The organism is Paenarthrobacter sp. R1, assembly GCF_030264015.1.
In the GTDB taxonomy this organism is placed as follows: Bacteria; Actinomycetota; Actinomycetes; order Actinomycetales; family Micrococcaceae; genus Arthrobacter; species Arthrobacter ureafaciens.
The window spans coordinates 1366448-1391423 of record NZ_CP127115.1; the positions used below are offsets into that span (position 1 = coordinate 1366448).

The 24976-nt window shown below is 58.5% G+C and carries 21 protein-coding genes, 1 tRNA gene and 3 pseudogenes; 12 read left to right on the top strand and 13 right to left on the bottom strand.

Annotation, left to right across the window (positions count from 1 at the left end):
- The first annotated feature begins 17 nt into the window (after window positions 1-17).
- From QN084_RS06620 to QN084_RS06635, 4 genes are all read left to right on the top strand, one after another.
- Complete coding sequence (locus tag QN084_RS06620; protein WP_021473782.1) at window positions 18-1817, top strand: ABC transporter ATP-binding protein; 1800 nt, start codon at window positions 18-20, stop codon at window positions 1815-1817.
- Window positions 1814-3646, top strand: coding sequence for an ABC transporter ATP-binding protein (locus tag QN084_RS06625; RefSeq protein ID WP_285751386.1), 1833 nt, complete (start codon window positions 1814-1816; stop codon window positions 3644-3646). Before QN084_RS06620 ends, QN084_RS06625 begins: the two co-directional genes overlap by 4 nt.
- 108 nt (window positions 3647-3754) lie before the next feature.
- A tRNA-Pro gene (locus QN084_RS06630) sits at window positions 3755-3831 on the top strand.
- Window positions 3832-3970: 139 nt separating this feature from the next.
- On the top strand, window positions 3971-4426 hold the full coding sequence (locus tag QN084_RS06635; RefSeq protein ID WP_139126854.1) for a hypothetical protein: 456 nt from the start codon (window positions 3971-3973) through the stop codon (window positions 4424-4426).
- A gap of 351 nt (window positions 4427-4777) precedes the next feature.
- Here the strand turns inward: QN084_RS06635 and QN084_RS24010 are convergent.
- The 13 genes and pseudogenes from QN084_RS24010 to QN084_RS06700 all read right to left on the bottom strand — a co-directional run.
- Window positions 4778-5635 (bottom strand): annotated as a pseudogene (locus QN084_RS24010) (recombinase family protein); the annotation flags it as partial.
- Window positions 5590-6237 (bottom strand): ImmA/IrrE family metallo-endopeptidase, encoded by a 648-nt coding sequence (locus QN084_RS06645; protein ID WP_069695938.1) that lies wholly within the window; start codon window positions 6235-6237, stop codon window positions 5590-5592. The gene QN084_RS06645 and the pseudogene QN084_RS24010, both read right to left, overlap by 46 nt.
- Before the next feature lie 28 nt (window positions 6238-6265).
- Window positions 6266-6664, bottom strand: coding sequence for a helix-turn-helix domain-containing protein (locus QN084_RS06650; RefSeq protein WP_206599697.1), 399 nt, complete (start codon window positions 6662-6664; stop codon window positions 6266-6268).
- A gap of 107 nt (window positions 6665-6771) precedes the next feature.
- On the bottom strand, window positions 6772-7278 hold the full coding sequence (locus QN084_RS06655; RefSeq protein WP_206599698.1) for an antirestriction protein ArdA: 507 nt from the start codon (window positions 7276-7278) through the stop codon (window positions 6772-6774).
- A 169-nt stretch (window positions 7279-7447) separates the two neighbouring features.
- Window positions 7448-7762, bottom strand: coding sequence for a YlcI/YnfO family protein (locus QN084_RS06660; protein WP_069695941.1), 315 nt, complete (start codon window positions 7760-7762; stop codon window positions 7448-7450).
- Window positions 7763-7849: 87 nt separating this feature from the next.
- On the bottom strand, window positions 7850-8854 hold the full coding sequence (locus QN084_RS06665) for a DNA-methyltransferase (RefSeq protein ID WP_069695942.1): 1005 nt from the start codon (window positions 8852-8854) through the stop codon (window positions 7850-7852).
- Window positions 8847-9821: a replication-relaxation family protein gene (locus QN084_RS06670; RefSeq protein ID WP_069695943.1), complete on the bottom strand. Its 975-nt coding sequence runs from the start codon at window positions 9819-9821 to the stop codon at window positions 8847-8849. Before QN084_RS06670 ends, QN084_RS06665 begins: the two co-directional genes overlap by 8 nt.
- Entirely contained in the window at window positions 9818-11989 is a 2172-nt protein-coding gene (locus QN084_RS06675; RefSeq protein WP_069695944.1) for a type IV secretory system conjugative DNA transfer family protein, read from the bottom strand. Before QN084_RS06675 ends, QN084_RS06670 begins: the two co-directional genes overlap by 4 nt.
- On the bottom strand, window positions 11982-12197 hold the full coding sequence (locus QN084_RS06680) for a hypothetical protein (RefSeq protein ID WP_069695945.1): 216 nt from the start codon (window positions 12195-12197) through the stop codon (window positions 11982-11984). Before QN084_RS06680 ends, QN084_RS06675 begins: the two co-directional genes overlap by 8 nt.
- A gap of 165 nt (window positions 12198-12362) precedes the next feature.
- Entirely contained in the window at window positions 12363-12563 is a 201-nt protein-coding gene (locus QN084_RS06685) for a hypothetical protein (protein WP_069695946.1), read from the bottom strand.
- The gene (locus tag QN084_RS06690) at window positions 12560-13087 is read right to left on the bottom strand and encodes a hypothetical protein (RefSeq protein ID WP_069695947.1); all 528 of its coding nucleotides are present in this window, start codon (window positions 13085-13087) and stop codon (window positions 12560-12562) included. The genes QN084_RS06685 and QN084_RS06690 overlap by 4 nt, the downstream gene beginning before the upstream one ends.
- 62 nt (window positions 13088-13149) lie before the next feature.
- Window positions 13150-13353, bottom strand: coding sequence for a hypothetical protein (locus QN084_RS06695; RefSeq protein WP_139126855.1), 204 nt, complete (start codon window positions 13351-13353; stop codon window positions 13150-13152).
- A 258-nt stretch (window positions 13354-13611) separates the two neighbouring features.
- Window positions 13612-13920: a hypothetical protein gene (locus QN084_RS06700; RefSeq protein ID WP_069695949.1), complete on the bottom strand. Its 309-nt coding sequence runs from the start codon at window positions 13918-13920 to the stop codon at window positions 13612-13614.
- Between the two features lie 146 nt (window positions 13921-14066).
- Between QN084_RS06700 and QN084_RS06705 the strand changes: the two genes are divergently transcribed.
- The 8 genes and pseudogenes from QN084_RS06705 to QN084_RS06740 all read left to right on the top strand — a co-directional run bounded on the left by QN084_RS06705 (window position 14067) and on the right by QN084_RS06740 (window position 24908).
- Window positions 14067-14855: a hypothetical protein gene (locus QN084_RS06705; protein ID WP_069695950.1), complete on the top strand. Its 789-nt coding sequence runs from the start codon at window positions 14067-14069 to the stop codon at window positions 14853-14855.
- Window positions 14856-15083: 228 nt separating this feature from the next.
- Complete coding sequence (locus QN084_RS06710; RefSeq protein ID WP_441339071.1) at window positions 15084-15689, top strand: type I restriction-modification system subunit M N-terminal domain-containing protein; 606 nt, start codon at window positions 15084-15086, stop codon at window positions 15687-15689.
- A complete protein-coding gene (locus QN084_RS06715; protein ID WP_062098648.1) occupies window positions 15578-15868 on the top strand; it encodes a transposase in 291 nt (96 codons plus the stop codon). The genes QN084_RS06710 and QN084_RS06715 overlap by 112 nt, the downstream gene beginning before the upstream one ends.
- A gap of 35 nt (window positions 15869-15903) precedes the next feature.
- Window positions 15904-16758 (top strand): annotated as a pseudogene (locus QN084_RS06720) (IS3 family transposase); the annotation flags it as partial.
- Window positions 16759-16799: 41 nt separating this feature from the next.
- Window positions 16800-17927, top strand: a pseudogene (locus QN084_RS06725) (type I restriction-modification system subunit M); the annotation flags it as partial.
- Window positions 17924-19171, top strand: a complete 1248-nt coding sequence (locus QN084_RS06730) for a restriction endonuclease subunit S (RefSeq protein WP_083261910.1) — start codon at window positions 17924-17926, stop codon at window positions 19169-19171. The pseudogene QN084_RS06725 and the gene QN084_RS06730, both read left to right, overlap by 4 nt.
- Complete coding sequence (locus tag QN084_RS06735) at window positions 19168-22212, top strand: type I restriction endonuclease subunit R (protein WP_069696529.1); 3045 nt, start codon at window positions 19168-19170, stop codon at window positions 22210-22212. The genes QN084_RS06730 and QN084_RS06735 overlap by 4 nt, the downstream gene beginning before the upstream one ends.
- Before the next feature lie 68 nt (window positions 22213-22280).
- A complete protein-coding gene (locus QN084_RS06740; protein WP_069696528.1) occupies window positions 22281-24908 on the top strand; it encodes a TrlF family AAA-like ATPase in 2628 nt (875 codons plus the stop codon).
- The last annotated feature ends 68 nt before the right edge of the window (window positions 24909-24976 follow it).

The following is a 24976-nucleotide window of genomic DNA, read 5'->3' on the forward strand; positions in this document are numbered from 1 at the left end:
GCTGTTGAGAAGCGGGCATGTCCAAGCAAACGTCGTTCTTTACCTCCGTCGGCCGGCTATACCCCCATGTGCGGCCTATCCTCCCCCGGCTTTTCATGGGCCTGTTGTGTGCCTTGCTTGCCAGTGTCGTCGCACTGGCCATCCCGCAGGTGCTCCGGGTACTGGTCAATAACTCCCTTGAACCCGACGGCAACCCGGGCGCCGTCTGGACTGCCGCCGTCGTGATTCTTGCGCTTGGCGTGGGCGAAGCGGGACTGGTGGCGCTGCGCCGTCAGTTCGTGATCAACCCTGCGACCACGGTCGAGACGAAGATGAGGGTGTCCCTGTACGGGCACTTGCAGCAGCTCACGGTTGCCTTCCATGATCGCTGGGGTTCGGGGCAACTGCTCTCGCGGGCCATGACGGACCTCAGCTTCCTCCGCCGCTGGATGGCATTCGGCGCCATCATGCTGGTGGTCACGACGCTCACGGTGATCATTGGCGTGGGCGTCATGTTCTCCATGAGCTGGCAGTTGGCGTTGATCTTCCTGGCCGCTGCCGTCCCGATCATGGTCAACTCGTTCCGTTTCCGCCGCCGCTTCAGCCTGGTCACGCGGCTCAGCCAGGACCAGGCCGGCGACCTTGCCACCACAGTGGAAGAGTCGGTCCATGGCATCCGCGTCCTCAAGGCGTTCGGCCGCAGCCGGGAAGCGCTGGAGAACTTCAATGGACAGGCCGAGGAACTTCGCCAGACGGAGATCGCCAAAGCCAAGCAACAGGCCGGCTTCACGCTGGTAGTCACCCTCCTGCCCGAACTTGCCCTGGGTGTTGGACTGGTAGTCGGCATCATGCTGGCTGCTTCAGGCCAGCTGAGCATTGGAGCGCTCGTGGCCTTCTTCGCCACCGCGGCGGTCGTGGCGACTCCCGTGGAATTCTCGGGCATGCTTCTGGCGATGGCGCTGACCGCCAAAACCGCGCTTGACCGCCACTTCGAGGTCATGGACACGGTCAACACCATCACGTCCCCGGACCAGCCCGCCACCCCTTCCGTGGTCAGGGGCGCCTTGCGCTTTGAGCACGCAGGCTTCGGGTTCGACGACGGCGGGACGCTCCTGCGCGACGTCACCCTGGACATCCGCCCCGGCGAAACCATGGCCCTCGTGGGCATCACGGGAAGCGGAAAGAGCGCCATGCTGCAGCTGGTTCCGCGCCTCTACGACGTGACCGAAGGAGCTGTGACCATCGACGGCGTGGACGTGCGCGATTTCGACCTCCAAGAACTCCGGAGGATTGTGGCAGTGGCGTTCGAGGACACCACGCTCTTCTCCAGTTCCGTCCGGGACAACGTCCTGCTGGGCGCGCCCGACCCCTCGGATGCAGCCCTCGACGAAGCACTTGACGTCGCCCAGGCACAGTTCGCCTATTCATTGCCGGACGGCGTGGACACCTTGATCGGAGAGGAAGGGCTGAGCCTCTCCGGTGGCCAGCGGCAAAGGATCGCCCTGGCCCGTGCCATCGCAGCCAAGCCGAAGGTCCTGGTGTTGGATGACCCCCTGTCCGCCTTGGACGTCAACACCGAGGAACGCGTGGAAGCGCGGCTTCGCGATGTCCTCCACGACACCACGACGCTCATCGTTGCGCACAGGCCGTCCACGGTAGCGTTGGCGGACCGCGTGGCCTTGCTCGAAAACGGAACAATCACCGCCGTCGGAACCCATACCGAACTCCTGGCCAACAACGCCCACTACCGCTACGTCATCGCGAGCCTGGACACCGGGCCCAAGGACCTGGACAGCGAACTGCACGATCTCGAGGACGCAGAGGAGGCCCGCCGGTGAGTGCCACGACTTTTGGAACGGCCAACGAGGACAACACCCTTCTCTCCAAAGCTGACAGCAAAACCGTACGACGGCGGTCCCTCGCTTTGCTTGCCTCCCTGATACGTCCGGTCCGGCTGCGTTTTTGGTTGACGATCGTGATGGTGGTGGTTTCGCAGCTCACCCGCGTTGCGGGGCCGGCACTCATCGCTTTTGGCATCGACCACGCACTCCCCGCGTTGCAGTCCGGCGACAACGGTCCGCTGGTTCTGGTGGGCGTTCTGTATATCGCCGCGGCTGTGGCAACTGCCGGAATGACGGCGTTGTACGTCACCTCCACGGCACGCTTGAGCCAGGCGATGCTGTTGGATCTCCGGGTCCGGGTGTTCCGCCACACTCAGCGGCTGAGCCTCGAATTCCACGAGAAATACACTTCCGGGCGCATCATCGCCAGGCAGACCTCGGACCTGGAGGCTCTCCGCGAGCTCCTGGACTCGGGCGTCAGCTCACTGGCATCCGGCCTGCTGTTCATGATCTTCACCGCGGTCACCATCTTCGCTTTGGACTGGCGAAGCGGACTGATCGTCCTGGCTGCAGGGGTGCCCATGTTCTTCCTGGCCCGCTGGTACCAGATTCGTTCCCAGATCGCCTTCCGGGAATCCCGCGTCGTGTCGGCACGGCTGATCGTCCACTTCGTGGAGACCATGACCGGCATCCGTGCGGTCAAGGCTTTCCGCAAGGAGCGGGAGAACGCCGAACAGTACGGCGAGGTGGCCGAGGACTACCGCAAGGTCACGGTCCGGTCGATCTTCCTGAACGGTGTCCTGCAGCCCGGCCTGGTGCTGATCGGTAACGTCTGCGTGGCTGTAGTTCTGTTGTTCGGAGGCTTCCGGGTTCTCAGCGGGGATCTGGCGGTGGGTGTCCTGCTGGCCCTCATCCTGTCCACTAAGCGCTTCTTCCAACCCGTGGACCAGATGGCCATGTTCTACAACTCCTTCCAAAGTGCGCAGGCTGCCCTGGAAAAGGTGTCCGGGTTGCTCGAGGAAGTTCCCACCGTTCGTCCGCCCAAGAACCCGGTGGCGTTGAAGCAGCCGCGCGGCGAGATCGACTTCAACGGCGTGGAGTTCGGCTACAACGACGGCAGCATTGTGGTTCCACGGCTTGACCTGCACATTCCTGCCGGACAGACCGTGGCGCTGGTGGGGCAGACGGGCGCCGGCAAGTCAACGCTGGCCAAGCTCATAGCGCGTTTCTATGACGTCTCTTCCGGGTCCATCACGCTGGACGGCGTCGATCTGTGCGATCTGTCCACCACCGATCTTCGGCGGGCAGTGGTCATGGTCACCCAGGAAGCTTTCCTCTTCAGTGGCTCGGTGGCGGACAACATTGCCCTGGGACGCCCGGAAGCGTCCCGCGCCGAGATTGAAGCAGCGGCACGGGCAGTGGGAGCCCACGAGTTCATCATGGGCCTGCCTGACGGCTACGACACCGATGTGAACAAGCGGGGCGGACGCGTATCCTCCGGGCAGCGCCAGCTCATAGGCTTCGCCCGGGCCTTCCTCGCGGCGCCGGCAGTCCTGATCCTGGATGAGGCAACCTCCTCCCTGGATATCCCTTCCGAGCGGATGGTCCAGCAGGGATTGGCCAACCTGCTGGAAGGAGTATCCGGGGGCAGCGCGGGACGGACTGCGATCATCATTGCCCACCGTCTTTCCACCGTGGAGACTGCGGAACGTGTGCTGGTGGTCCACGACGGACGGATCGTTGAGGACGGGACACCCGCGGAATTGATCTCCGGCGGCGGCAGGTTCGCCCGCCTGCACGGGGCTTGGCGGGATTCCCTGGTCTAGCGTCAAGGGGTGGGGCTCACGGTGTTGTTGTGACGAGCAACACCGCTCCCCCGATTTCGCATCCCGCACCGAGTCAGCTATTCTTTAACAGTTGCTTTCGCAGCGGATCGGGATGTAGCGCAGCTTGGTAGCGCGCTTCGTTCGGGACGAAGAGGTCGCAGGTTCAAATCCTGTCATCCCGACCAGAGTCGCTTTATTCGAACCATGGTTTGAATAGACCGACTTTAGTTTGAACAACAGAGATGGCGTCGAGAAATCGGCGCCATTTTTGGTTCCCCGGAATTGTGCGGCAAGTACGCCTGAATCGTCCAAAAACGGCCCAATTTGGGACGATCGGGACGATCCTGGACCAGATACCGCCTGCGGCGTTTTGGACGCGCGAAAGGCGATCTGGGCGGCGAAGATGTCGTCAAAGGGTTCGTTGAGATCCGCTCCCACTGCGCCGTCGTGATGGACAAAGAATCGCAAGAAGAAGGATTCGTTGAGGAGCCGCCGAACCTTATCCGTCGCCTTCTCGTAGTACGCCTTCGGGTCGGCAAGCTGATCGAGCGCATTGGTCAGCAGCTGGCCACCAACGGCAATCTCTTCGCCGATATTGGCGAGACTATCTTCAATACGGGAACGTTGCACACGCAGCTCGTGCATCTTCTCGCGAACCTTCGATACAGGCAGGATGCCGTCAGCAGCAACGTCGACGAGACGACTCTCCTTGGCTTCGATTTCCTTCAGTTGATTGGTGTAGCGCGCATACATCTCCTTGATGTCCTTCTGCTCACCTAGGAGAGCCTCTTTCAGTCGCCTGCGCACATCCCGCTTGAAGTCCTCGTCGAGAACGAGTCGGCCGTAAGAGTCGGCCACACTGTCCTCGACCAGGTAGGCCGGCAGATACGGAAGGTCGCACTCGCCCTCCTGACGAGCTCGGCAAAAGAAGTATTCGTGAGGGGTGCCGCCTCTCCCCTTTACCTCCGTGTAGATGACGCGGCTCTGTCGGCCGAGCTTGAAGCACTTGCCGCAGTAGAGCATGCCCTTGAGGAAGTGGTTGTGGATACGGTCACGCGATCCGGCACCACTCCGGGAGTTCAAAATATCTTGCACTTGATCGAACAAGTCTTGGCCAATGATTGGCTCATGCCGTCCGGGATAGGCGTCGCCCTTGTAGACGACGTACCCGACGTAATACGGGTCCTTCAGCATCTGATGCAGCTTGCTGGCCGAGACAGGACCTTCAGGGAACCGTGCGGTCTGGCGATTGGTTAGGCCGAGATCCGCCATGGTCGCTTCCAGCTGTTCGATTGAATAGAGGTTGGTGGCGTACAGCTCGAAGGCCTTAAGGACGAGCGGTGCCCTGACCTCGTCGAGCCCCACACTGTTGATCATGCGCCCGTCGATGTCCTTGCGGATATTGAGGTATCCGAGCCGAGCCTTACCAAGCGTGCCGCCATTGATCGCTTTGTTGCGCATCTTGATACTGATATCTTCACCGCTCAGCTGGTTCTGTACCTGGTTCATGATGTCGGTGACGGCTTCCATCGCGACGGCGTAGGTACCTTCGCCAAAGTCCTCACGAGCAGACAGTAGGCGCACGCCGAGCTTATCGAGATGACGCCGCGTAATTGCTGCGTCGGTGAAATTACGGAAGGCACGCGAGCGGGCGTAGACGATCACGTAGTCAACGTCGCGGTTATTTTGCAGGAACCGGAGAAGGGCCTGAAACACCGGGCGCTTCTCGATGGTCTGAGCGGAAACGCCCGGCTCGACGAACTCCTCGATGATGTCCGCGTTGACGGCTTCGGCCTTCTGTTCGCAGATGTCACGCTGCGTGGCGATGGAATTGCCATCCTTATCGATATCACTGGCAGTCTGCGTCTGCTTCTTACTTGAGACGCGCAGGTACAGAACTGCCTTACGCGGTCTCAGTGCTTCGACTTCTTCAATCGTCATCGTCAAACTCCTTGTATTTGGGTGCGGCGATTCATGCGGTACTGCCATGAACGGGAGAATGGGGTGCTTTGTGGGGTGCAGCGCGGCGCAGGTTCAACTATGCCCGTCTGGCGCAGGCGTACGGTCATCGCGGCCTCGGAAACTTGGAAGTAGTCGGCGAGATCAGCCGTACGCTGCATACCGCCGTAGTATGCGCGCTTCAGTAGCTTCTTGGGAACCAGCAGGCAGCCGGCAAAGTAGTCGGCAGCTTGCTCGGCCTGTTCGGATGGGGTGGCATCACGACTGCCGATGTACAGCGCGTCGGCACGGTTGTGGTCGATGATGTGCTTGTACTCGTGAGCCAGGGTGAACCGCTGGCGGCAGTAGGGTTCATGCTTGTTGAGCTGAATGATCCAGGTGGTGCCGTTCCAGAAGCTGGCGCCTGAGACGGGAGCGTCTACGATCTCGATTTCAATCTTTGGCAGATCAGCAATGAATTCAACAGGCACCGGACCAGACTCAATGCGCTGGAGCTCAAGGAGTCGGATGGCTTGGTGTTCGGCGACCCGCTTAGCCTCCTCCTGGGAACGGACCTCGCGGTTAGGAATGAGGCCTCGGAGAGTAGCCAGGACGCTCCGCTCGATATATGTAGAAATATGTTCGTTGGTCATGGCTTTCTCCTTTCTGAGAAGTCGTTGGTTATTCGTCCTCGCCTGGGGCTGGGCCGGAATTTATATCGATGCCATGCCGGGCGGCAACGTCACGGAAGTGGTCTTCAATTTCACGAACTGCACTGTCGGGCATATCTTTGAACTTCGTCCGGAGATAGGGACTGAGCGTCGGTAGGTCGGAGCCGCGCAGCAGACTCGACTCAGCCAGGATGTCGGTGAGCGGAAGCTGGAGAACGTCGGCGATGGCGCGCAGGTTATCCATGCGAGGATTGGCAATCTGCCCGAGCTCCAGCCGCGTGATAGTCCCTTTGGCCACGCCTGCCTGACGGGCAACCTCACTGGCTGAAAGGCCGAGCTTCTGACGCTGCGTTCTGATGGTTTCAGCCAAGCCTTGTATATCTTTTTCCTGCATTTCTTCTATCTCCAATTTCTGTTTGTATTATGAATCGCCCGTTCAATTCGTTCAACGATTTAAGCGAATTCCACAACAGAAATTTCGTCAAGAAAGGAAGGACTTCCTAATTATTCAGGTGGTCAAATGCGACTATTGAAGACGTAGACTCCAGAGTCTGATTCGAGCACGTATATTTCGCCCCCGAGCCGCAAGTCTTCCCCCATCGCTTCGGCGTCAATCCTGGCGTACGGCTTCAGTGACTCAGGCAGGAGCGCATCAACTTCTTGCTGCCAACCCATGTCATCGATGATCTGTTCAGCGTATGCCGTGAGCGTGGGATATTCACCCAAGTAGGCCGCCTCGAAATAGTGCCAATCTTCGGCATCCAAACCGGAGTAGTCCACCCACGCGGCGAAGGCAGGGCCGTACTTGGCGATGCCTTCGGCTAGCGCGGCGACTTCTTCAATTCGTTCGAATTCGCCGAGCTGTTTACTGCCGAAGCCTTCGTAGTCATGGATCGCCCATTCTTCCGGCGCGGGTTCACCCGACCGCGCCAGCATGGCCTGGATCTGCTCATAAATGGCGTCGGCACCTATGGTGGCGTCTATCCAAGCGCCAAGTAGTCGCCCATTGTTGTAGTCAGCCATCGATGCAACGTATATAGACGGGCTCGTGCGCTTCTCCCGTTCCGGACTGGACTCAGGTTGAGGTTCGTGATTCATATTTCCTCCTTTCATTAGCCGTTGGATGTCCGGCAAGGACAGCGGAGGCGCTCCTTCGAGCGCGGCTCACGCTGCCCCTGCCGATGGTCTCGAACTACCGTCCCCGAGCCGGGCGAGTTTTGGTCGCCTCCGGATCGCTACCAAACAACTGCGCGATCGCTTCACGGCGAGCAGCAGCTTCGCGCTCGATCTCCGCCATAGCGGATTCCGCCTGCGACGCGAGATCGGCGCTGCCCTTGATGCCATCAATGTGTGCCATCAGGGCCTTTCTGATCTCGTCAGTGATCGTGCTGTTCCGCAACTGAGCAATCAGCGTCAGTTGGGTGTGGACGTCCGGTTCGAGCCGGATGGCAAGAGTTTTGATTCCTGCCGGGTTCTGGCGATCGCCGCCAGTGATGGGTGTCGTCATGACAACTCCTCGGTGTGCGCGACCGGCGAGATTCCGGGTTGGAATCCTCGTCACCAGCCGCGGTGCACCGATGAGGTGTCGACCGAACTACACCCGAGGCGGTGATCGTGGGCGCGCTGCGGCAATGCGAGCCCGCGCTTCCTGGGCAAACGTTGGGTTGAGCTCAATCCCCACCCAGTGCCGCCCTAAAGCTTCGGCGACGACCGCCGTCGAGCCACTCCCCATGAATGGGTCTAGGACGATACCGGGCTCAGGTTCGCCAGCATGCCCACAGGTTGCCTGAAGAGCCAACCGCGTGGCTGTTGCGCCAAGCCGGCGAATCGGGCGCCGCCACGGGGCGCGGCAGGTTGCACAACGAGCCTCAGGAGCGCCAGCCTGGATGCACTGCTTAGCGAGTGACTCAGGAAACGCGGCATGATGGCTTCCCTTACCTGCGGCCGTGGCGATCGTCCACACGTCACCGGGATTCTTGCCAAGCGGATGCCCCACGCTACCCAGCGCTTTCATGGCTGCGAGGCCGGTTATCGAGTCGGCGTTCGGCCCGCGCCACCGTTCTTTACCCGGGCGACGAGTTGCCGGGCGAGGTGGCTTACCGGGACGCGAACGGTGTGGTCTCCGAATGGCGTCGAGATCGAAGTGGTAGCGCCCCTGCTTGGCAAACAAGTAGATGACCTCATGAGTGGCCGTCAGCCGGTCCCCCACACTGCTCGGCATAGGGTTGGGCTTGGCCCAGATGATCTTATTCCGCACTATCCAGCCGTCCTGCTGCAACAGCTGGGCGACGCGCTCGGGAGCCAGCAGCAGACTTTTCGATGGCGCCCCCTGGCGCGGGTGGTTGGCGTAAGTATCACCGAGGTTGAGCCAGAACGTGCCCGTCGGCACCAGCACACGGCGAACCTCGCCAGCAATCAGCCGGATGGCCTCGGCCCAGGAATCGACGTTTGCCTCCAGTCCAAGTTGTCCGCGCGCGCCGTAATCACGCAGCCGGAAGTACGGCGGACTCGTCAGACACATATCAACTGAGTCCGACGGAAGCTTGCGCAGCTCCTCCAGGGCATCGCCGACATGCAGAACATTGACCGATTCACCCATGGCGAACCTCCTGGACCAGCTGCGCCGCCACCTCCTCCGCTGCAGTCACGCGGTAAAGCTCCGGCGTGAGCCTGACACCTCGCGTCAGTGCGGCCTGCAGTGTTTGGCGACGTCGCTCGGCAATGTCGGGACGATAGGCGCCCATCACCCAGACCACGCGGGGAAAGCCACCGAAGTCACGCTGCTCGATACCGGTTTGGTAATACGCCTCGTACTGCTGACACTTCCGCAACACCGTCGGTAGGCTTTCATGACCCAGGTCGATTTCCACGAAGAAGGCTTGGACATCCTCGTCGCCGGGTCGGGCAGCCAGCTCAACGTAGAGGTCGGGGCGCAGCACCTGCGTGCCGCCGAGACGGTCGATGAAGGTGCGGCGAGCCTCCTTCTCCGGTGCCACCTGCACTACCTCCGCGCCTAACGCCTCGGCCGCAGCTTTGATGCCGACTGCCACGTCAGCAATTGCTAGCGTGTGATCCAAGAAGCGCGCCGATGGTTCCGGGAAGCGTCGGCCCCGACGGCTGGAACTCCCTTGCTGCTGGAGACGTTGCCCGGCTGTGTCGACGAAGTACACCAGCCCCTGGGAGCCAGCCCGAACGCCCCCGACTCGACGATTGAGGACACCCAAAACATGTTCTCGGCGCAGTCGGACCAGGACGCGGCGACAGGTTCGCCCGCCTGATTCTGCCGAAGCATGGTCGTTGAAATGCAACGCTTCTATGTGTTCGGCAGTCAGGAACCGGAAGCGCTCGACAGACGCCAGAACGGCATGGTCGCGGTCACTGAGTCGAGCTTCGATGGCACGCAGACGACGCTGGGTGGCACGCGGGGCTGCATCCGACTTGGTGCTAGCGGAAGCACCATTATTCGGCGCCACTAACGGCAGCGAGTCGCCGTCGACCTGCGACGATGCCTCTTCCGGCTGTGACGCGAACGGGTAGCCGACCGGTAGTGCATCTTTTGACGTCATGGCTGGCTCCTTCTGCGCCGTCCACTGGTCGCCTCGTTCTCTGCTGATGGATTAAGGACACTCCGGAGCCCCTGCTCGATAGCCTCCGTGGACTGACCGAACTGCTTGCGACTGCGCGCCCGGATCGTGCCGGAAGACGACGTGGGCTTCGGCACGGTGAGCGTGGCTCCGGACGCCCAGTCAGTCACCGCGCCACCACGAACGAGCTGAGCGTAAATGTGACGTGCCGGCAACGCCATGAAATCTTCCGGTTCTAGTCCGGGAGCCATTGCAGCGGCAGCCTTGGCGTCACGTGCGGCAAGTTGGAAGAAAACGCGAGAGCGGCAATTGGCTTCAAATGCGGTGCGCATGCTTGAGGGCAGCTGATCTAAGTACTGGTGCGCCACGTGGAAGGCAGCGCCAAGGCCCCGGGAGGTGGCCAGCGCATCACCGATGTCAGTCGGCAGTCGAAGGTACTCCTGGACCTCGTCGAGGTAGACCATGACTGGATGGCGATCGCTCGTCGGAAGGCTGGCACGTTCCTGTATGGCCTGCCAAAGTTCAGCAACCACCATAGCCCCTAGTAGCTGGGCAGATTCGGGCCCCAGCACTCCTTTCTGAAGCGGCACGAGCAGAATCTTCCGCTGGGTCAGTACCTGACGGACGTTAAAGCGGGGCGTCGGCTGTGCGAGGACATGGCGCAGGTGCGGGTCTAAGAGCGGGCGCAGCTTGTTCATGAGCGGCGCGGTGACCTGGCCACTTGCCTCAGGCGACAGCTGCTCATACCAGTGCCAAAATGGCCCGGCCGAGAACGGGTCGCCGCCAGCGATATGCTGCGTGACTGACTGCCGGAACTTCTTGTTGTTGAGCAAAATCGGCAACATGGCTAGGCTTGCGTCCTTGCGCTGAGCCAGCGCCAGGAGTGAGTGACGCAGGATGTCAGAGCTGCGCGGACCGAGCTGATCACCGTAGAGCGCGTGGAAGGTGCCGAACAGTTGATCGGCGACAAGCGCGGGGCTGCGGCCGTGGCCGTCAAGCGGATTGATGCCGACCGGCTCACTGTCGAGCGGGTCGAGCACAACAACGTCGTCTTGACGGTCGGCAGGTACATGCTTGAGGACGTCGCGAATGAGATCCTTCGGTTCGATCACAACGCAGCTGCGCCCCGCGGCCATGTCATCGACGATCAGCGATAAAAGCATTGAGCTCTTACCCACCCCAGTCGGTCCCATAGCCCAAACATGGTGGCAGCTATCGGCGGGCGATAAACCTAGCCGGACATCTGTTGAGCCGGGCGCCGTTGCCGAGGCGATAATGCGATCCACTGATGACGCCGCGAAGGAAGGTCGAATCTGCCTCGGATGTGCGGGTGGTTGACCCGGATAAGCCACGGGCCCCTCACCAATTGGCCAGGCGCTAAGCATGCCGACCTCGACGGCTGAAAGGCGCTGCCCGAAGGCGAAGCGCGGCCACTCAGAACTCGGGTGGTTGAGCTTCTGGATATGGTCAAAATCCACCTGAAAACGAAGTCCTGGCGCCACCATGGAGCGAAAAGCGCTGACTACGCCACCAATAAGCGTTCGGCGGCGGTCCTCCTCTTTGGCGCTGACGCCAATACGGACATAGCTCGCAAAGCCATGCTCACCTTGCTTGTTTTCAACGCCACGGGAAACACCGCGGCGCTGCTCCGGCTGGATGCCACGAAGCACCATGGAAGCGATGCCCTGGTCGACCTGCGGGATGGTCCGAGGCGTCAGCTGCGGTGCGTACCTCGGCCCGAGGATAATCTGGATCACCAACCTCTCGTCGCCTTGGACGGCCGCCAGACTCGCCAGGAGAGAGCGTGTCGAGCCCTCCGCAGATCGAGGCTCTAGTGATTGGACAGGCGTGTTGACGCGCACTCGACGAACAGCTTGCGCCGGTAGCCGTTCGCCATCATCGGCCACCACGATGGTTCCAGCGACAAGGCGTTCGATGTCGCGGCGGATAGCCGAGGCATGCCGACGCTGAGAACCAACAAGGTAACGGATGCCACGGCGGGTAGCCCGGGCCTCCAAGATAATTTGCGGGGCGTGACTTTGCGCGCTCCATAGGCGCAGCAGGTTGATAGCTTGCTCATCCTCAAGCGGACGCGGCCAGTGGATCTCCTGCCACACCAGCTGTCTGAGGACGGATTCAGGACTACTCATCAGCAGTGTCCTCCGGGCGACGCTCGGCGCTTTCCTTCTCGTGCTGGATCTGCGCTTCCCGTTCAGACTCGGCTTGAGTCATGGCAATAACAGCGCGGCTCAGTTTCCGAAGATCAGGACGATCACGTTGCACGCCTCGAACGATGATCTTGCCGTCCCGATGTGACGTCGTCGTGCGCCTCCGGCTTGGCTTACTTTTCATGGACATAGTTGTTCCCCTCCTTCCTGCGGTGTTGTGGTTTGCCGCCACCGTTCAACAAATTGAACGATGTCTGAGGTTTAGTATGCGTTCAATAAGTTGAACGTTCAACGATTTTAGCGCAAACCACAACACCGATTGGAAGAGCTCTAATAGGGATTAGTGGCAACGGAATTAGTACCGATTATGCCGGTACTGAATGACTGCCCAGACCGCCCAAATGATCGACGCCACACCGACGCAGACAACCAGGAACGGCAGAATCGACTGCAGCACCTGCGTGGCGCAGTACAGGGCAATCACCGCCAACAGCACGGACATACAGGCTCCGATGGCCCGGTCAAACCAGGACCGAGGGGTCGGATCGACGCTCACTGCTGGCGCTCCATTTCGAGGTAAATGCCGGTGTTCAGACCATGGCGCACACAGTCCAGCGCGAACTGCAGCTGGTCCCCCACGTACTGCTTGGTGACGGCGTAGAACACAACCTGGCCGACCGCATCTGCCTCAAAAAGGTGCCATTCCAGATCGTCACGACTAAATCCGGCGCGCTCAAAGCGTCGCATCAGCCAGCGGGCCAGTGTGAACTCATCCGGCGAGGAGAAGCTCAGCCCCTGCTCAACGTGGGCGACGTCGTGGACGTAGCGGTATGCCATATTGACGTCCGGTGAGCCAAACACGACGCTGCTGCTGTTCTCGTTGGAAACGGGCAGCGGGCGGCCTTCCCTGTGCGAAACAGCGAACGCCTCACACAGCTCCCTGTACTTCTCGGGAGCGTCATAAGCCGGCTCCCACCCGAAGAACAGGCGCTGCTCAATCTGGTGGGCCTGATCAAGAACGTAGTCACTCAGGCGTCGCTGGGCATCCACGAGTTCAGACGGCTTAAAGGTTTCGGGCATGACAGATAACCCCTTCCTCGAGGTATGTTCAAAGTAAATGAGGCTAGGACGAGCCGCTCGCTCTAGTGGCGGCGCATGTCCTTGAGCGCTTGGTGATACAGCGCCGTGAGTCGCCCAGCGGCATCGTGGGCTTCCCTGTGGATGTTGGCGACGCGATCCCGCGAGGATGGAGACCGGTCACGCCAGAAGTCAGCTGCGACGAGGTAGGCAACGCCAATTGAGGCCGCGCAGGTGATCAGGATGGCAATCCAAAGGATCGGAGTCATGGCCGTTGTGGCTGCTTCGGCCACGTCTCAAGCGCGGTCAGTGCCATGGCGGATATCTGCTGCGACACCAGCCGCAAATGCCGCGCTGTCGCTGGTGCGCATGAGGCCGCTCCTCTCGCCGCACCGTCCAGTTCGTCGACCAGGGCCGCGACTCGTCCTATAAACAGACGGACAGCAGCCTCGTTCTGGAGAACTTGAGGCTCCGGAGCCCCGATCGGCCTCAGGAGGCTTACAAATTCGTGCTTCACGGCCGCACCCCTACCGCTGGAACCGGCGCACTTCCCACGCCGCATACTCGGCGAAGGAATCAGCAATGTAGTTCAGCCGCTCGGATGCCCGCGGGTCGCCGTTCGCCTGAAACTCGGCCTCGCGGCTGAGCATGCTGGTCAGATGCATACCTGTAGCGGCGACAAAGCCGGCAGCCTGAACGCGCGCCGCCGTGACGAGCCCGTTGGCCACCTCGGCGTTCTGACGCCGCAGTAGCGACTTACCCTCGGAGCGAGAGAAGCCTTCGGGAGCGCTGAAGGGTGAGATTTTGCCACTGGGGCGAGGGATAAGCTCAGACATTGGTTTACCTTCCTGGTTAGAAATGCGGGGTTCGCTCTCCTTGATCGGGAGCGGTACATCCAGCATGAAGGGCGCGCAGCGCCGACGTCACTGACACTAAACTGACACCAACTCGGGCAGTGCTTTGGCGGAAGACGGAATAGCTGATGGTCGATGACCCGCTTCGTGAGGAGCTCCACAAGGAGCTGCGTTCGTTTCGGCGTGGCCCAGGCCCGCTCACCCAGCAGCGACTGTCTGGCCTCTACCAGCTGATGGACTTTGTCGGGCACGGCAGCATGGAGCAGGCGTTCGATGTCCTGATGAACCTGGCAACCGTTCACGATGATGGCGATGACGGCACGATCCGTGCGTTCTTCGAGTCAAGCGGAATGAATACCGCTGGAGATAACCTCGATCAGCGACTTGTGGAATGCTCGCGAAAGCGCTTTGTGACGGAGCGGACGATCCTCCGCCGTAGTGATAGGGGTGCCATTCAGCTAAGCGAAATAATCCGCGACGGGTATCTATACGACCGTCCGCTCGGGAACGTGTATGCAGCCCAGGTGGAGGACGAGACGCGGAGCCTATTTTCGGTTGGCATCGCGATCGAAGTACCGGAGGGTATGTCATATCGCCGACCAAAGGTATTTGTCGACGGTGAGATGCAGGACCTTCCCTTCGCTCTTGGAGAATCGAAACTCCGCGACATGCTCCGGGCATACGAGACCCTCAACGTCCCGCTCGACTTGTCTCAACCGGAAGACGATGAGCCAATTGCAAGCATCGACATTCATTGGATCATGCCCGTATGGGTGAGCTGGATGCTCGGTGCCCACTTCGTAAACCCTGACCTATTTGCAACCGTGAGTGTTGAACGCAAGAGTTCAGCGCGGATAGATGTCCGACGAGTCGAATTTGTGTCCAAAAATCGGAAGCCGATAGGCGATAAAGAATAAAGTCCAATTAACTTTCACCACTAATGCAAGTGATTTACGAAAAAGCCAATTCAGGTTAAAATCAGAACAGATGTCGCCCCCTGTGAGAGCAAAGCTCTCGGGTCGCGACGCTCCGCCTGAACAGCACACGGCGTACCGCTACCCAGATTTGTCGGTACTCACTGCTAAGTTGAGAGTTCAACCTCAGGGGATCGTAAGCGCACACGCGCAAGGAGTACAGACACAACCATGGCCGGAACCACCAAGGAAGCGCAGCGCGCGGAGCTACACAAGACCATCTGGCGTATCGCTAACGACCTGCGCGGGAGCGTTGACGGCTGGGACTTCAAGAGCTATGTGCTTGGCATCCTTTTCTATCGCTACATCTCCGAAAACCTGACGGCATACCTCAATGAAAACGAGCGCCAGGCTGGCGATGTCAATTTCGACTATGCGAAGCTTTCCGATACTGATGCCGAGTTCGGACGGAAGGAGACAGTTGCCGAGAAAGGCGTCTATATCCTCCCGTCAGAACTTTTTGAGAACGTGCGCAAGCGTGCCAGCAAAGACGAGAACCTCAACGAGACACTAGAACGGGTCTTCAAGCACATTGAGAGTTCAGCGGTTGGGACAGACTCGGAAGACGACCTAAAGGGTCTATTTGACGATCTCGACGTCAACTCAGGCAAGCTCGGACTGAGGTGTACTACTGATGTGAGACACAGTTTGAAAGGATTGTGCTCATGTCTGCTCGACCTACCTATTCCGATGAGTTCAAGGCCGATGCCGTCGCTTTGGCGGCGTCTTCGGGGCGTCCGTTGCCTGCCGTTGCTGCTGATCTCGGGATCTCGTTGACTGCTCTGAAGCGGTGGATTCGGTTGGCCCGTGAGGCTGATCAGGAAAGCGGTGGCAAGCCCGATGACCCGGTAGATCCGGTGAAATTCAAAGCCATGGAGGCCCGGCTGCGGGAGCTCGAGCGGGAGAATGATTTCCTGAAAAAAGTTTCGGCGTTCTTCGCCAAAGAACAGCGGTAGAAGATCTCTACCGCGTTGTTCAGGAGGAGAACGCCGACTTTCCAGTGGCATGGATGTGCCGGCAGTTGGGGCTTCCACGGGCCTCGTACTACCGGTGGCGGGACGCTGAGGAGACACCGACCGCGGCCCGTCACCGGGACCTGACGGACCAGGTGAGGACCGTCTTCGATTCCTCTGACGGGATCTTCGGTCACCGCATGGTGCATACCAAACTTGTTGCCGCCGGCATCGAGGTGTCGGTGGGCACCGTGGCGGGGATCATGGCTGAGAACGGATGGGCGGCAAAGCGGATGCGCGCCTTCAAGCGCACCACCATAGCCTCGGATCCGGACAAGGTCTTCGCGGACCTCATCGGCCGGGACTTCACGGCAGATGCCCCGGGCACCCGTTTGGTGGGCGATATTACCTACTTGCGGACCGGTGAGGGCTGGCTGTATCTGGCCACCGTCATTGACCTGTGCACCAGGATGGTCGTCGGTTGGGCCATGGCGGACCACATGCGCGCCTCGTTGGTTACCGGGGCCCTGAGGATGGCCAGAGACCGCGGCCACCTGACCCCGAACGCCATCTTTCACAGCGATCGCGGCACGCAGTACACGTCCCGCGAAATGGGCGCCTGGTGCGCCGGAAACAAGATACGCCAATCGATGGGCGCTACCGGGGTGTGTTGGGACAATGCCGTAGCCGAATCGCTGTTCTCATCGCTGAAAAACGAGTTCTACCATCACCACAGCTTCGAGACCCGCCAAGACGCCAGACGGGCCACGATGCGCTATATCGAAGTGTTCTACAACCGCTGGAGGCCTCACACCAACAACAAGGGTCTCCCGCCAGCGACGGCAATGGCCAACTTCACAACCAACAGCCAGCCCCTGCCCGCTGCTGCCTGACCGAAAAGAAACTACCCGGCTGTCTCACATCCTTGACACACCTCAGACATTCAGTAGCAAAGCGAAACGAAAAGCTCGCAAAGCTCCTTGATGCTATTGGTGACCTCAACTTGGGTAACTTTGCCGACCACACCATCGACGCTTTCGGTGATGCATACGAGTACCTCATGCAGATGTATGCGTCTGCAGCCGGCAAATCTGGTGGTGAGTACTACACCCCTCAAGAGGTATCTGAGCTACTTGCCCGCCTGACCGTCATTGGCAAGACCGCTGTAAATAAGGTCTATGACCCAGCTTGTGGCTCGGGCTCGCTACTTCTTAAGTTCGCTAAGGTTCTGGGCAAAGAAAATGTCCGCCAAGGGTTTTACGGTCAAGAAATCAACCTGACTACCTACAACCTTGCACGTATCAACATGTTCCTGCATGACATCAACTATGAAAAGTTCGACATAGCCCATGGCGATACTCTGATCGATCCGGCGCACTGGGGCGACGAGCCTTTCGAAGCGATTGTCTCCAATCCTCCCTACTCGATTAGGTGGGATGGCGATTCGAACCCACTTCTCATCAACGACCCTCGCTTCGCTCCTGCGGGTGTTCTAGCACCCAAATCCAAAGCCGACCTAGCCTTTACAATGCACATCTTGTCTTGGCTCGCCGTGAACGGGACTGCCGCGATCGTCGAGTTCCCTGGAGTGCTTTACAGAGCCGGTGCGGAGCAGAAGATACGCAAGTACCTCATCGACAACAACTATGTCGATGCCGTGATTCAGCTCCCGCCTGACCTATTCTTCGGCACAACAATTGCGACTTGCATCATTGTTCTGAAGAAATCTAAAAAGGACAATGCAGTCCTCTTTATCGATGCGTCGGCAGAGTTTGTGCGAGGCGGAAACAAGAATAAGCTAACCGAAGAGAATCAACAGAAAATTCTCGAAGGATTCGTCGCACGCGGAGACATCGAACATTTCACGCAGCTTGTCACGAACCAAGAGATTGCTGCGAATGGCTACAATATCGCCGTCACCTCCTATGTAGAGCAATTGGATACGCGTGAAGAAACCAACATCACCGAACTAAATGCGAGCATCGTTCAGGGCGTCGCACGCCAGCAGGAGCTTCGAACAGCCATAGATGAGATCATCGCCAACCTGGAGGGCTCTCTGTGAATCGAATCGACAAGCTTATCCAAGAGCTCTGCCCCGAAGGCGTCCGCTACGAGCCGCTATCAAGTGTTGGGGAATGGTTTGGAGGTGGCACACCTTCGAAAGCTCGAACAGACTACTGGGAGAACGGCACCATACCCTGGATCTCGCCGAAAGATATGAGCGGCAGGTCAGTCATTGACTCAACCGTCGACTACATCACCGAGGCTGCGGTACTGGGATCTGCAACCAAACTCGTACCGGCCAATTCAATCGCCATTGTTGTTCGTTCTAGCATACTGGATCGAATTCTACCGACGGCATTCGTCCCCGTTCCTGCCGCGCTCAATCAGGATATGAAGGCAGTCGTGCCCCGAGATGACATTTTGCCGGTGTATCTCCTTCATCAGTTACGCTCACGAGGACAAGAAATCCTTCGGTTTGCCCGCAAGACTGGCGGATCAGTCTCGTCGATTGAAAGTGCCAAACTTTTCGCATTTCGGCTCCCCGTTCCGCCGGTTGCGGTTCAACAGGAAATTGTGAGCCTCCTTGATGCATTTGCATCACTTGAATCCGAACTGGAATCGGAGCTCGAATCGGAACTGGAAGCTCGCCGCAAACAGTATGCGCACTACCGCGACACTCTTATAGCGTCTCCTGGTTCGGACACGCCAAAGCTGCCACTAGGCGAGTTCGCTACTCTTGTCCGTGGCAACGGCATGCCGAAGACGGATTTCACCGACTCAGGCGTGAGGGCTATCCACTACGGGCAGATCTACACCTATTACGGCACCTCGGCTACAGAGACGATGTCCTTTGTGTCTCCCGAAAGCGCGGCCAAGCTTGCCAAAGTAGAGCCGGGCGACCTTGTAATCACAAATACAAGCGAAAATATCGAAGATGTTAGCAAGGCTGTTGCTTGGCTTGGACAAGAGCAAGCTGTCACGGGTGGCCATGCCACTGTTATCAAGCACCAACAAAATCCCAAGTACCTTGCCTACTACTTCCAGACGGCTGAATTTGCAGTCGCCAAACGAAAATATGCTTCGGGCACAAAGGTGATCGACGTATCCGCGAAAAGCCTTGCAAAGATTGCAATCCCCCTCCCACCGGTCAGTGAACAAGAACGAATCGTATCGATCCTCGATAGGCTCAGTTCGTTAGTGAACGATCTCGGTACGAACCTTCCAGCGGAAATAGCCGGGCGCCGAAAGCAGTATGAGTACTACCGCGAGCGGGTTCTTACGTTCAAGGAGATTGCGGCATGACTGAAGCTACGGCTAGAAAGTATGACCCGATTGCAGTCAGTAGCGAAAGCACGGTGGTCGCTGAATACGTACCCGATGGTCCGGGCGAAGGCACATATCAATCTGAAGCCGACCTAGAGCGCGAACTCGTTAAGCTTTTGCAGTCGCAGGCGTATGAGTACTTGTCTGTCACGAGCGAGCCAGAGTTAATTGCGAATCTCCGAGTGCAAATCGAGGTACTCAACTCCATTAAGTTTAGTGATGCCGAATGGAACCGATTCTTTACGGAGCGGATCGTAGGAGCAAACGACGGCATCGCCGAAAAGACCCTACGCATTCAGGAAGACCACGTTCAGCTTCTCCGGCGCGATGATGGCTCAACGAAAAACATCCTCCTCATCGATAAAGCCAACATCCACAACAACCGGCTACAGGTCATCAACCAATATGAGATCGGAAATGGCGAAGGAGGCGCTTCTCACGCCACACGCTATGACGTCACCGTTCTCGTTAACGGTCTCCCGATGGTACATATTGAGCTGAAGCGCCGCGGGGTTGATATCCGCGAGGCTTTCAATCAGATCGACCGCTACCAGCGCGACAGCTTCTGGGCTGGCTCGGGCCTGTTTGAGTACGTCCAGCTGTTCGTAATCAGCAACGGGACCCTGACGAAGTACTACTCCAACACCACGCGACGACAGCACCTTGCCGACGCCGCCGGCTTGAAGAAGGCACGCAAGACATCGAACTCATTCGAGTTCACTTCATGGTGGGCTGACGCTCAGAATAAGCCCATCCAGGACCTGACAGCATTCGCAAAAACATTCTTTGCTAAGCATGCGCTCCTCAACATCCTGACGAAGTACTGCGTTCTGACCGCTGACGGCATGCTGCTCGTCATGCGGCCGTACCAGATCGTGGCTACCGAGCGGATCCTTCAGAAGATCGACATCTCCACCAATTACAAACAACTCGGTTCTGTGGCTGCTGGCGGTTATGTCTGGCACACCACCGGGTCGGGTAAGACCCTCACGAGTTTCAAAACGGCGCAACTGGCCTCAAAACTGCCGAGTGTCAACAAGGTACTGTTCGTGGTCGACCGCAAGGACCTCGACTACCAGACCATGCGTGAGTACGACCGCTTCGAGAAGGGCGCTGCCAACTCGAACACCTCGACGTCAGTTCTAAAGAAACAGCTCGAAGACCCGCAAGCGCGGATCATCATCACGACCATCCAAAAACTCGCCACATTCATCAAGTCCAACGCCGGTCACGAGATCTACTCCGGCCATATCGTGATCATCTTTGACGAATGCCACCGTTCACAGTTCGGCGACATGCACACCGCAATCACCAAGGCGTTCAAGCGCTACAACCTCTTCGGGTTCACAGGTACGCCGATTTTTGCTGCCAACTCAGGTAGCGGCGGGAATCCGCATTTGAAGACCACCGAGCAGGCATTTGGCGATAAGCTTCACACCTACACGATCGTCGACGCCATCACCGACAAGAATGTCCTTCCGTTCCGTATCGACTACGTCAACACGATCAAGCTGCCTGAGGGCATCACGGACAAACAAGTATCCGCTATCGATACGGAGCAGGCATTGCTTGCTCCCGAGCGTCTGCGGCAGGTCACGGCCTACGTGCTGGAACACTTCGATCAAAAAACCAAGCGAGCGGAACGCTACTCCCTCGCTGGCAAGCGCCTCCATGGCTTCAATGCTTTGTTTGCCACAGCATCTATTGACGCTGCCAAACGGTATTACCAGCAGTTCGCGCTACAGCAGCAGGATTTGACGCCCGATCGTCGCCTCAAGGTCGGTCTGATCTACTCCTACGCAGCCAACGAAGCTGTCGAAGATGGAGCTCTGGACGAGGAAGGATTCGAAACAGGTGCCCTCGACAGCTCGTCCCGCGACTTCCTGGAAAATGCGATCCAGGACTACAACGGCATGTTTGGAACCAGCTTCGACACGTCCGCCGATAAGTTCCAGAACTACTACAAGGACCTCTCGCAGCGCCTGAAGCAGCGCGAGATCGACGTCGTCATTGTCGTCAATATGTTCCTCACGGGATTCGATGCGACGACCATGAACACGTTGTTCGTCGACAAGAATCTTCGCGCTCACGGCCTCATCCAGGCCTACTCACGCACCAACCGCATCCTCAACTCAGTGAAGACATACGGCAACATCGTCAGCTTCCGGGATCTTGAGGAAGAGACCAATGACGCTATTGCCCTATTCGGCAACAAGGACGCGAGGGGCATCGTTCTCCTCAAGCCATACGGCGAGTACTACGCCGAATATGGAGAGAAGGTCAGCGAGCTCCTGGAGGACTTCCCGCTCGGTACGCCAATCGTTGGCGAAGCAGCGCAGAAGGCTTTCATTGCCCTCTTTGGCTCAATTCTTCGCCTTCAGAACATCCTCACCTCCTTTGATGATTTCACTGGACAAGAGATCCTGACGGACCGACAAGGCCAGGACTACCGCAGCGTCTATCTCGACCTCTACGCCGAGTTCCGCCGCGACAAGGATGCAGACAAGGAGTCGATCAAGGACGATGTTGTCTTCGAGATTGAACTCATCAAGCAGGTCGAAATCAACGTTGACTACATCCTCATGCTCGTGCAGAAGTATCGCAACGAGCGCGGCGACGGCGACGACAAAGAAATTCGTGCTGAAATTTCCCGCGCCGTTGATGCCAGCCCAAGTCTGCGCAACAAGAAGGATCTCATCGAGGCCTTCGTTGACTCAGTCTCCGCGAAAGGCGAGGTTGATGAGGAGTGGCGGGCCTTCATTGCGGGTCGTAAAGAAGCTGAACTCGAGGCAATCATCGAATCGGAGGGCCTTCGGCCAGAGGAAACGCGGGTATTTGTCGAAACCGCCTTCCGTGACGGCAGCATCCAGACCACAGGCACGGCTATCACAAAAGTCCTGCCTCCGGTCTCCCGGTTCTCAGCTAAAGGCGGCCATGGCGAGAAGAAGCAACGTGTGCTTGACAAGCTAGGTGCTTTCTTCGAGCGGTTCTTTGGCCTGTCTTCAAGTGGAAGCAACTAGATCGCAGCCAACCCGGAGACCCACTGGTCGGGCTGATAACAACGTAAACAAGGAAATTTGGGGGAATAATGACAGAAACTGGCCCTATCGAGTCCGCAAAATGGATACGTGCAGCACTGCAGGTCAATCCGTATAGCTACCACGGACGGAACTCACCTTCGACCAAATTCTCAGACGAGCAAAGCTACAATGCTGCACTGATCCAGACACTGCAAGACCTCAGCATAAGCATGATTGCTATCACTGATCATTGGTGCGTGGACTCGGCACTTGGGCTCGCGCGCGATGCGGAGGCTGCTGGCATCGCCGTCCTTCCCGGATTCGAGGCTAATTCATCGGAAGGTATCCACCTCCTCGTCTTATTTGAGCGGAATACCCCACCCTCAACAATCAATGCTGCCATCGGACAGTGTGGAGTGGCGCCCTCGTGCCCCAACGGGACTACTGGGCGGCCCTACGCCGAGATTATGCAGTCCATGACTGAAGCTGGTGCCTTGGTCATTCCAGCCCACGCCAACGTCGCGAATAGCGGTATGCTCACCGGTCGTTCCGGGAATCCACTGGTCAAGATGATTCAACACCCCTGCCTTCACGCCATTGGCATCACACCTGACGTGGCTGATGGGATAGATCAAGAAGCTATTTTTGCCGGCACCACCCCCTACGCCCGCCCTCACGAACTCGCAAAAATTCACGCAGACGACATTTGTCACCCAGATACACTCGCGACAACAGGAGCGAGCAGCTGGTTCAAGCTCAGCGCCTGCGAACTGGCCAGCCTCAAACTCGCAGTCCGTACGCCGGGAACCCGCATCAGCCTCGTGGACCCATCCACGGCACCCCGTACTGTCCTCGGAAAAATTTCCTGGGAGGGCGGCTTCCTGGACGGCGTATCTCTGGATCTGTCAGACGAGTTGACGACATTGATCGGAGGACGTGGGACTGGAAAGTCCACTGTGATTGAAAGTATTCGCTTCGTTCTCGATCTGGACCCGCTAGGGCCCGAGGCGAAGAAAGACCACCAGTCAATGGTGAGGAATGTACTTGGACCCGGCGCAACTGTCGCCGTGACCGTTAACGGCGTTGGGCCTTCCCTCGAAACATATGAGGTAACGCGAACAGTCGATCAGGCTCCAATCGTCCGAGATTCAGCTGGAGCAGTCTCTCAGTTGAGCGCCAAGGACGTTATTGGTGCAATCGAAGTATTCGGCCAGCATGAATTGGCGGAACTGGCCCACGACAAAGATAACGTTGCCGCGATGGTGCAGCGGTTCGCAGGGCCGGACACTCAGAATGAAGACGAATCGGATGTACAACTTCGGCTGGAACAGAACCGCACCCAGCTGGCCACAGCAGAGGCGGACTTGGCCCGGCTTGATGGCGAACTAGCCGATCTGCCTCGTCTCGAAGAACAGATGCGGATCTTCACCGAATCTGCGCTGGGCGAGAAGCTGACTGATCAACAGTTACTTCAGAAAGATGAAGCCATCATCGCAGCAACCACACTGCGTATCGACAACTTGGCTGCGTCACTGCAGACGATTACCAACGAGGACATCCCGGGCGATCTCCGGGCTGAGCTGGAAGGCCTCAAAGAGTCGCCGAGAGCGGAAACCCTCGCCGAACTTTCAACTGCACTGGAAGCTGCAGCTAAAACTGTTGAAGCGTCCCTTGCATCCATTGGCCAGGCTGTCGAAGCGGCACGACTGGAAGCAAGCAGAATACAGGCCACATGGACAACTGAGACCGACGGAGTCCGAGAATCTACTGCGGAGACCCTGCGAAAGCTAAAGGATGACGGCAACGATCCTGGGGAGTTTGTTGCAACCTCAAGAGCACTTCATACGCTAAGACAAAAGGCACCCGCTCGGACTACCCATCAAGGCAAGATTCGTACCCTCAAGCAAGAGCGCACGGAAATTCTCGGCGAACTCCAGATTGCCCAACGTGCGAAGGCGCAACGCTTGCGTCAAGCCATAAGGGAGGCCAATGCTGCTACGGATGGCACGGTCAACGTGAGGCCAGTTGAGTCACCACACCGTGATCACATCAAACAGCTAATTTCTTCTCACGTGAGTGGTGGTCGAACAACAATTATGTCGGCGATCGACTCTGACGGGTTCGCGCCCTCGGCCCTCGCCGATTCCGCACGACTGGGTCGAGAGTCGCTCGAAGAGAAGTTCGGCATTCGGGGAGCGCAGGCCACAAACCTGATTGCGGCTGGTGAATCCCTGTTCCGCCAACTTGAGGAGACAACCGTCGGCCTTGCCGCGGACGTATTCCTCGACGTCTCGAATGAGGGTGATCCGCGCGAATACCGAAAGCTGGAAGACTTGTCTAAAGGGCAGAGAGCAACCGCACTGCTGTTGTTGCTGCTGGGCGCCAGTTCTGCCCCTCTCGTTATCGATCAGCCTGAGGATGACCTAGACAACCGCTTTGTCTTCAGCGGCGTTGTGAAGCGGCTTCGCGGCCTTAAGGGTCAGCGGCAAATCATTCTGAGCACACACAACGCAAACATCCCTGTGCTTGGGGATGCTGAGCTCGTGATCGCCCTCGAAGGGAGTGGTCGGAAAGGTCAGCCGGTAACTAACGGAATTGGCTCTCTGGATAACCCCACCATCCGCCAGCTCGCAGAGGACCTCCTCGAAGGCGGATCGGCCGCGTTCGGTGCAAGGCATCACCTTTATGGTTTTTAGCTGCTCCGGTCACAATGCTCCTCGGCATGACTCTTCAGGTATAGCCGGGCAGTGCGAATCTTTCGCGA

Excerpts from the sequence above, each read along its gene's own strand:
- QN084_RS06620 (WP_021473782.1), top strand. The coding sequence starts at position 18 with ATGTCCAAGCAAACGTCGTTCTTTACCTCCGTCGGCCGGCTATACCCC.
- QN084_RS06645 (WP_069695938.1), bottom strand. The coding sequence starts at position 6,237 with ATGACCAACGAACATATTTCTACATATATCGAGCGGAGCGTCCTGGCT.
- QN084_RS06655 (WP_206599698.1), bottom strand. The coding sequence starts at position 7,278 with ATGGCTGACTACAACAATGGGCGACTACTTGGCGCTTGGATAGACGCC.
- QN084_RS06660 (WP_069695941.1), bottom strand. The coding sequence starts at position 7,762 with ATGACGACACCCATCACTGGCGGCGATCGCCAGAACCCGGCAGGAATC.
- QN084_RS06665 (WP_069695942.1), bottom strand. The coding sequence starts at position 8,854 with ATGGGTGAATCGGTCAATGTTCTGCATGTCGGCGATGCCCTGGAGGAG.
- QN084_RS06670 (WP_069695943.1), bottom strand. The coding sequence starts at position 9,821 with ATGACGTCAAAAGATGCACTACCGGTCGGCTACCCGTTCGCGTCACAG.
- QN084_RS06675 (WP_069695944.1), bottom strand. The coding sequence starts at position 11,989 with ATGAGTAGTCCTGAATCCGTCCTCAGACAGCTGGTGTGGCAGGAGATC.
- QN084_RS06680 (WP_069695945.1), bottom strand. The coding sequence starts at position 12,197 with ATGTCCATGAAAAGTAAGCCAAGCCGGAGGCGCACGACGACGTCACAT.
- QN084_RS06690 (WP_069695947.1), bottom strand. The coding sequence starts at position 13,087 with ATGCCCGAAACCTTTAAGCCGTCTGAACTCGTGGATGCCCAGCGACGC.
- QN084_RS06695 (WP_139126855.1), bottom strand. The coding sequence starts at position 13,353 with ATGACTCCGATCCTTTGGATTGCCATCCTGATCACCTGCGCGGCCTCA.
- QN084_RS06700 (WP_069695949.1), bottom strand. The coding sequence starts at position 13,920 with ATGTCTGAGCTTATCCCTCGCCCCAGTGGCAAAATCTCACCCTTCAGC.
- QN084_RS06705 (WP_069695950.1), top strand. The coding sequence starts at position 14,067 with ATGGTCGATGACCCGCTTCGTGAGGAGCTCCACAAGGAGCTGCGTTCG.
- QN084_RS06710 (WP_441339071.1), top strand. The coding sequence starts at position 15,084 with ATGGCCGGAACCACCAAGGAAGCGCAGCGCGCGGAGCTACACAAGACC.
- QN084_RS06715 (WP_062098648.1), top strand. The coding sequence starts at position 15,578 with ATGTCTGCTCGACCTACCTATTCCGATGAGTTCAAGGCCGATGCCGTC.
- QN084_RS06735 (WP_069696529.1), top strand. The coding sequence starts at position 19,168 with ATGACTGAAGCTACGGCTAGAAAGTATGACCCGATTGCAGTCAGTAGC.
- QN084_RS06740 (WP_069696528.1), top strand. The coding sequence starts at position 22,281 with ATGACAGAAACTGGCCCTATCGAGTCCGCAAAATGGATACGTGCAGCA.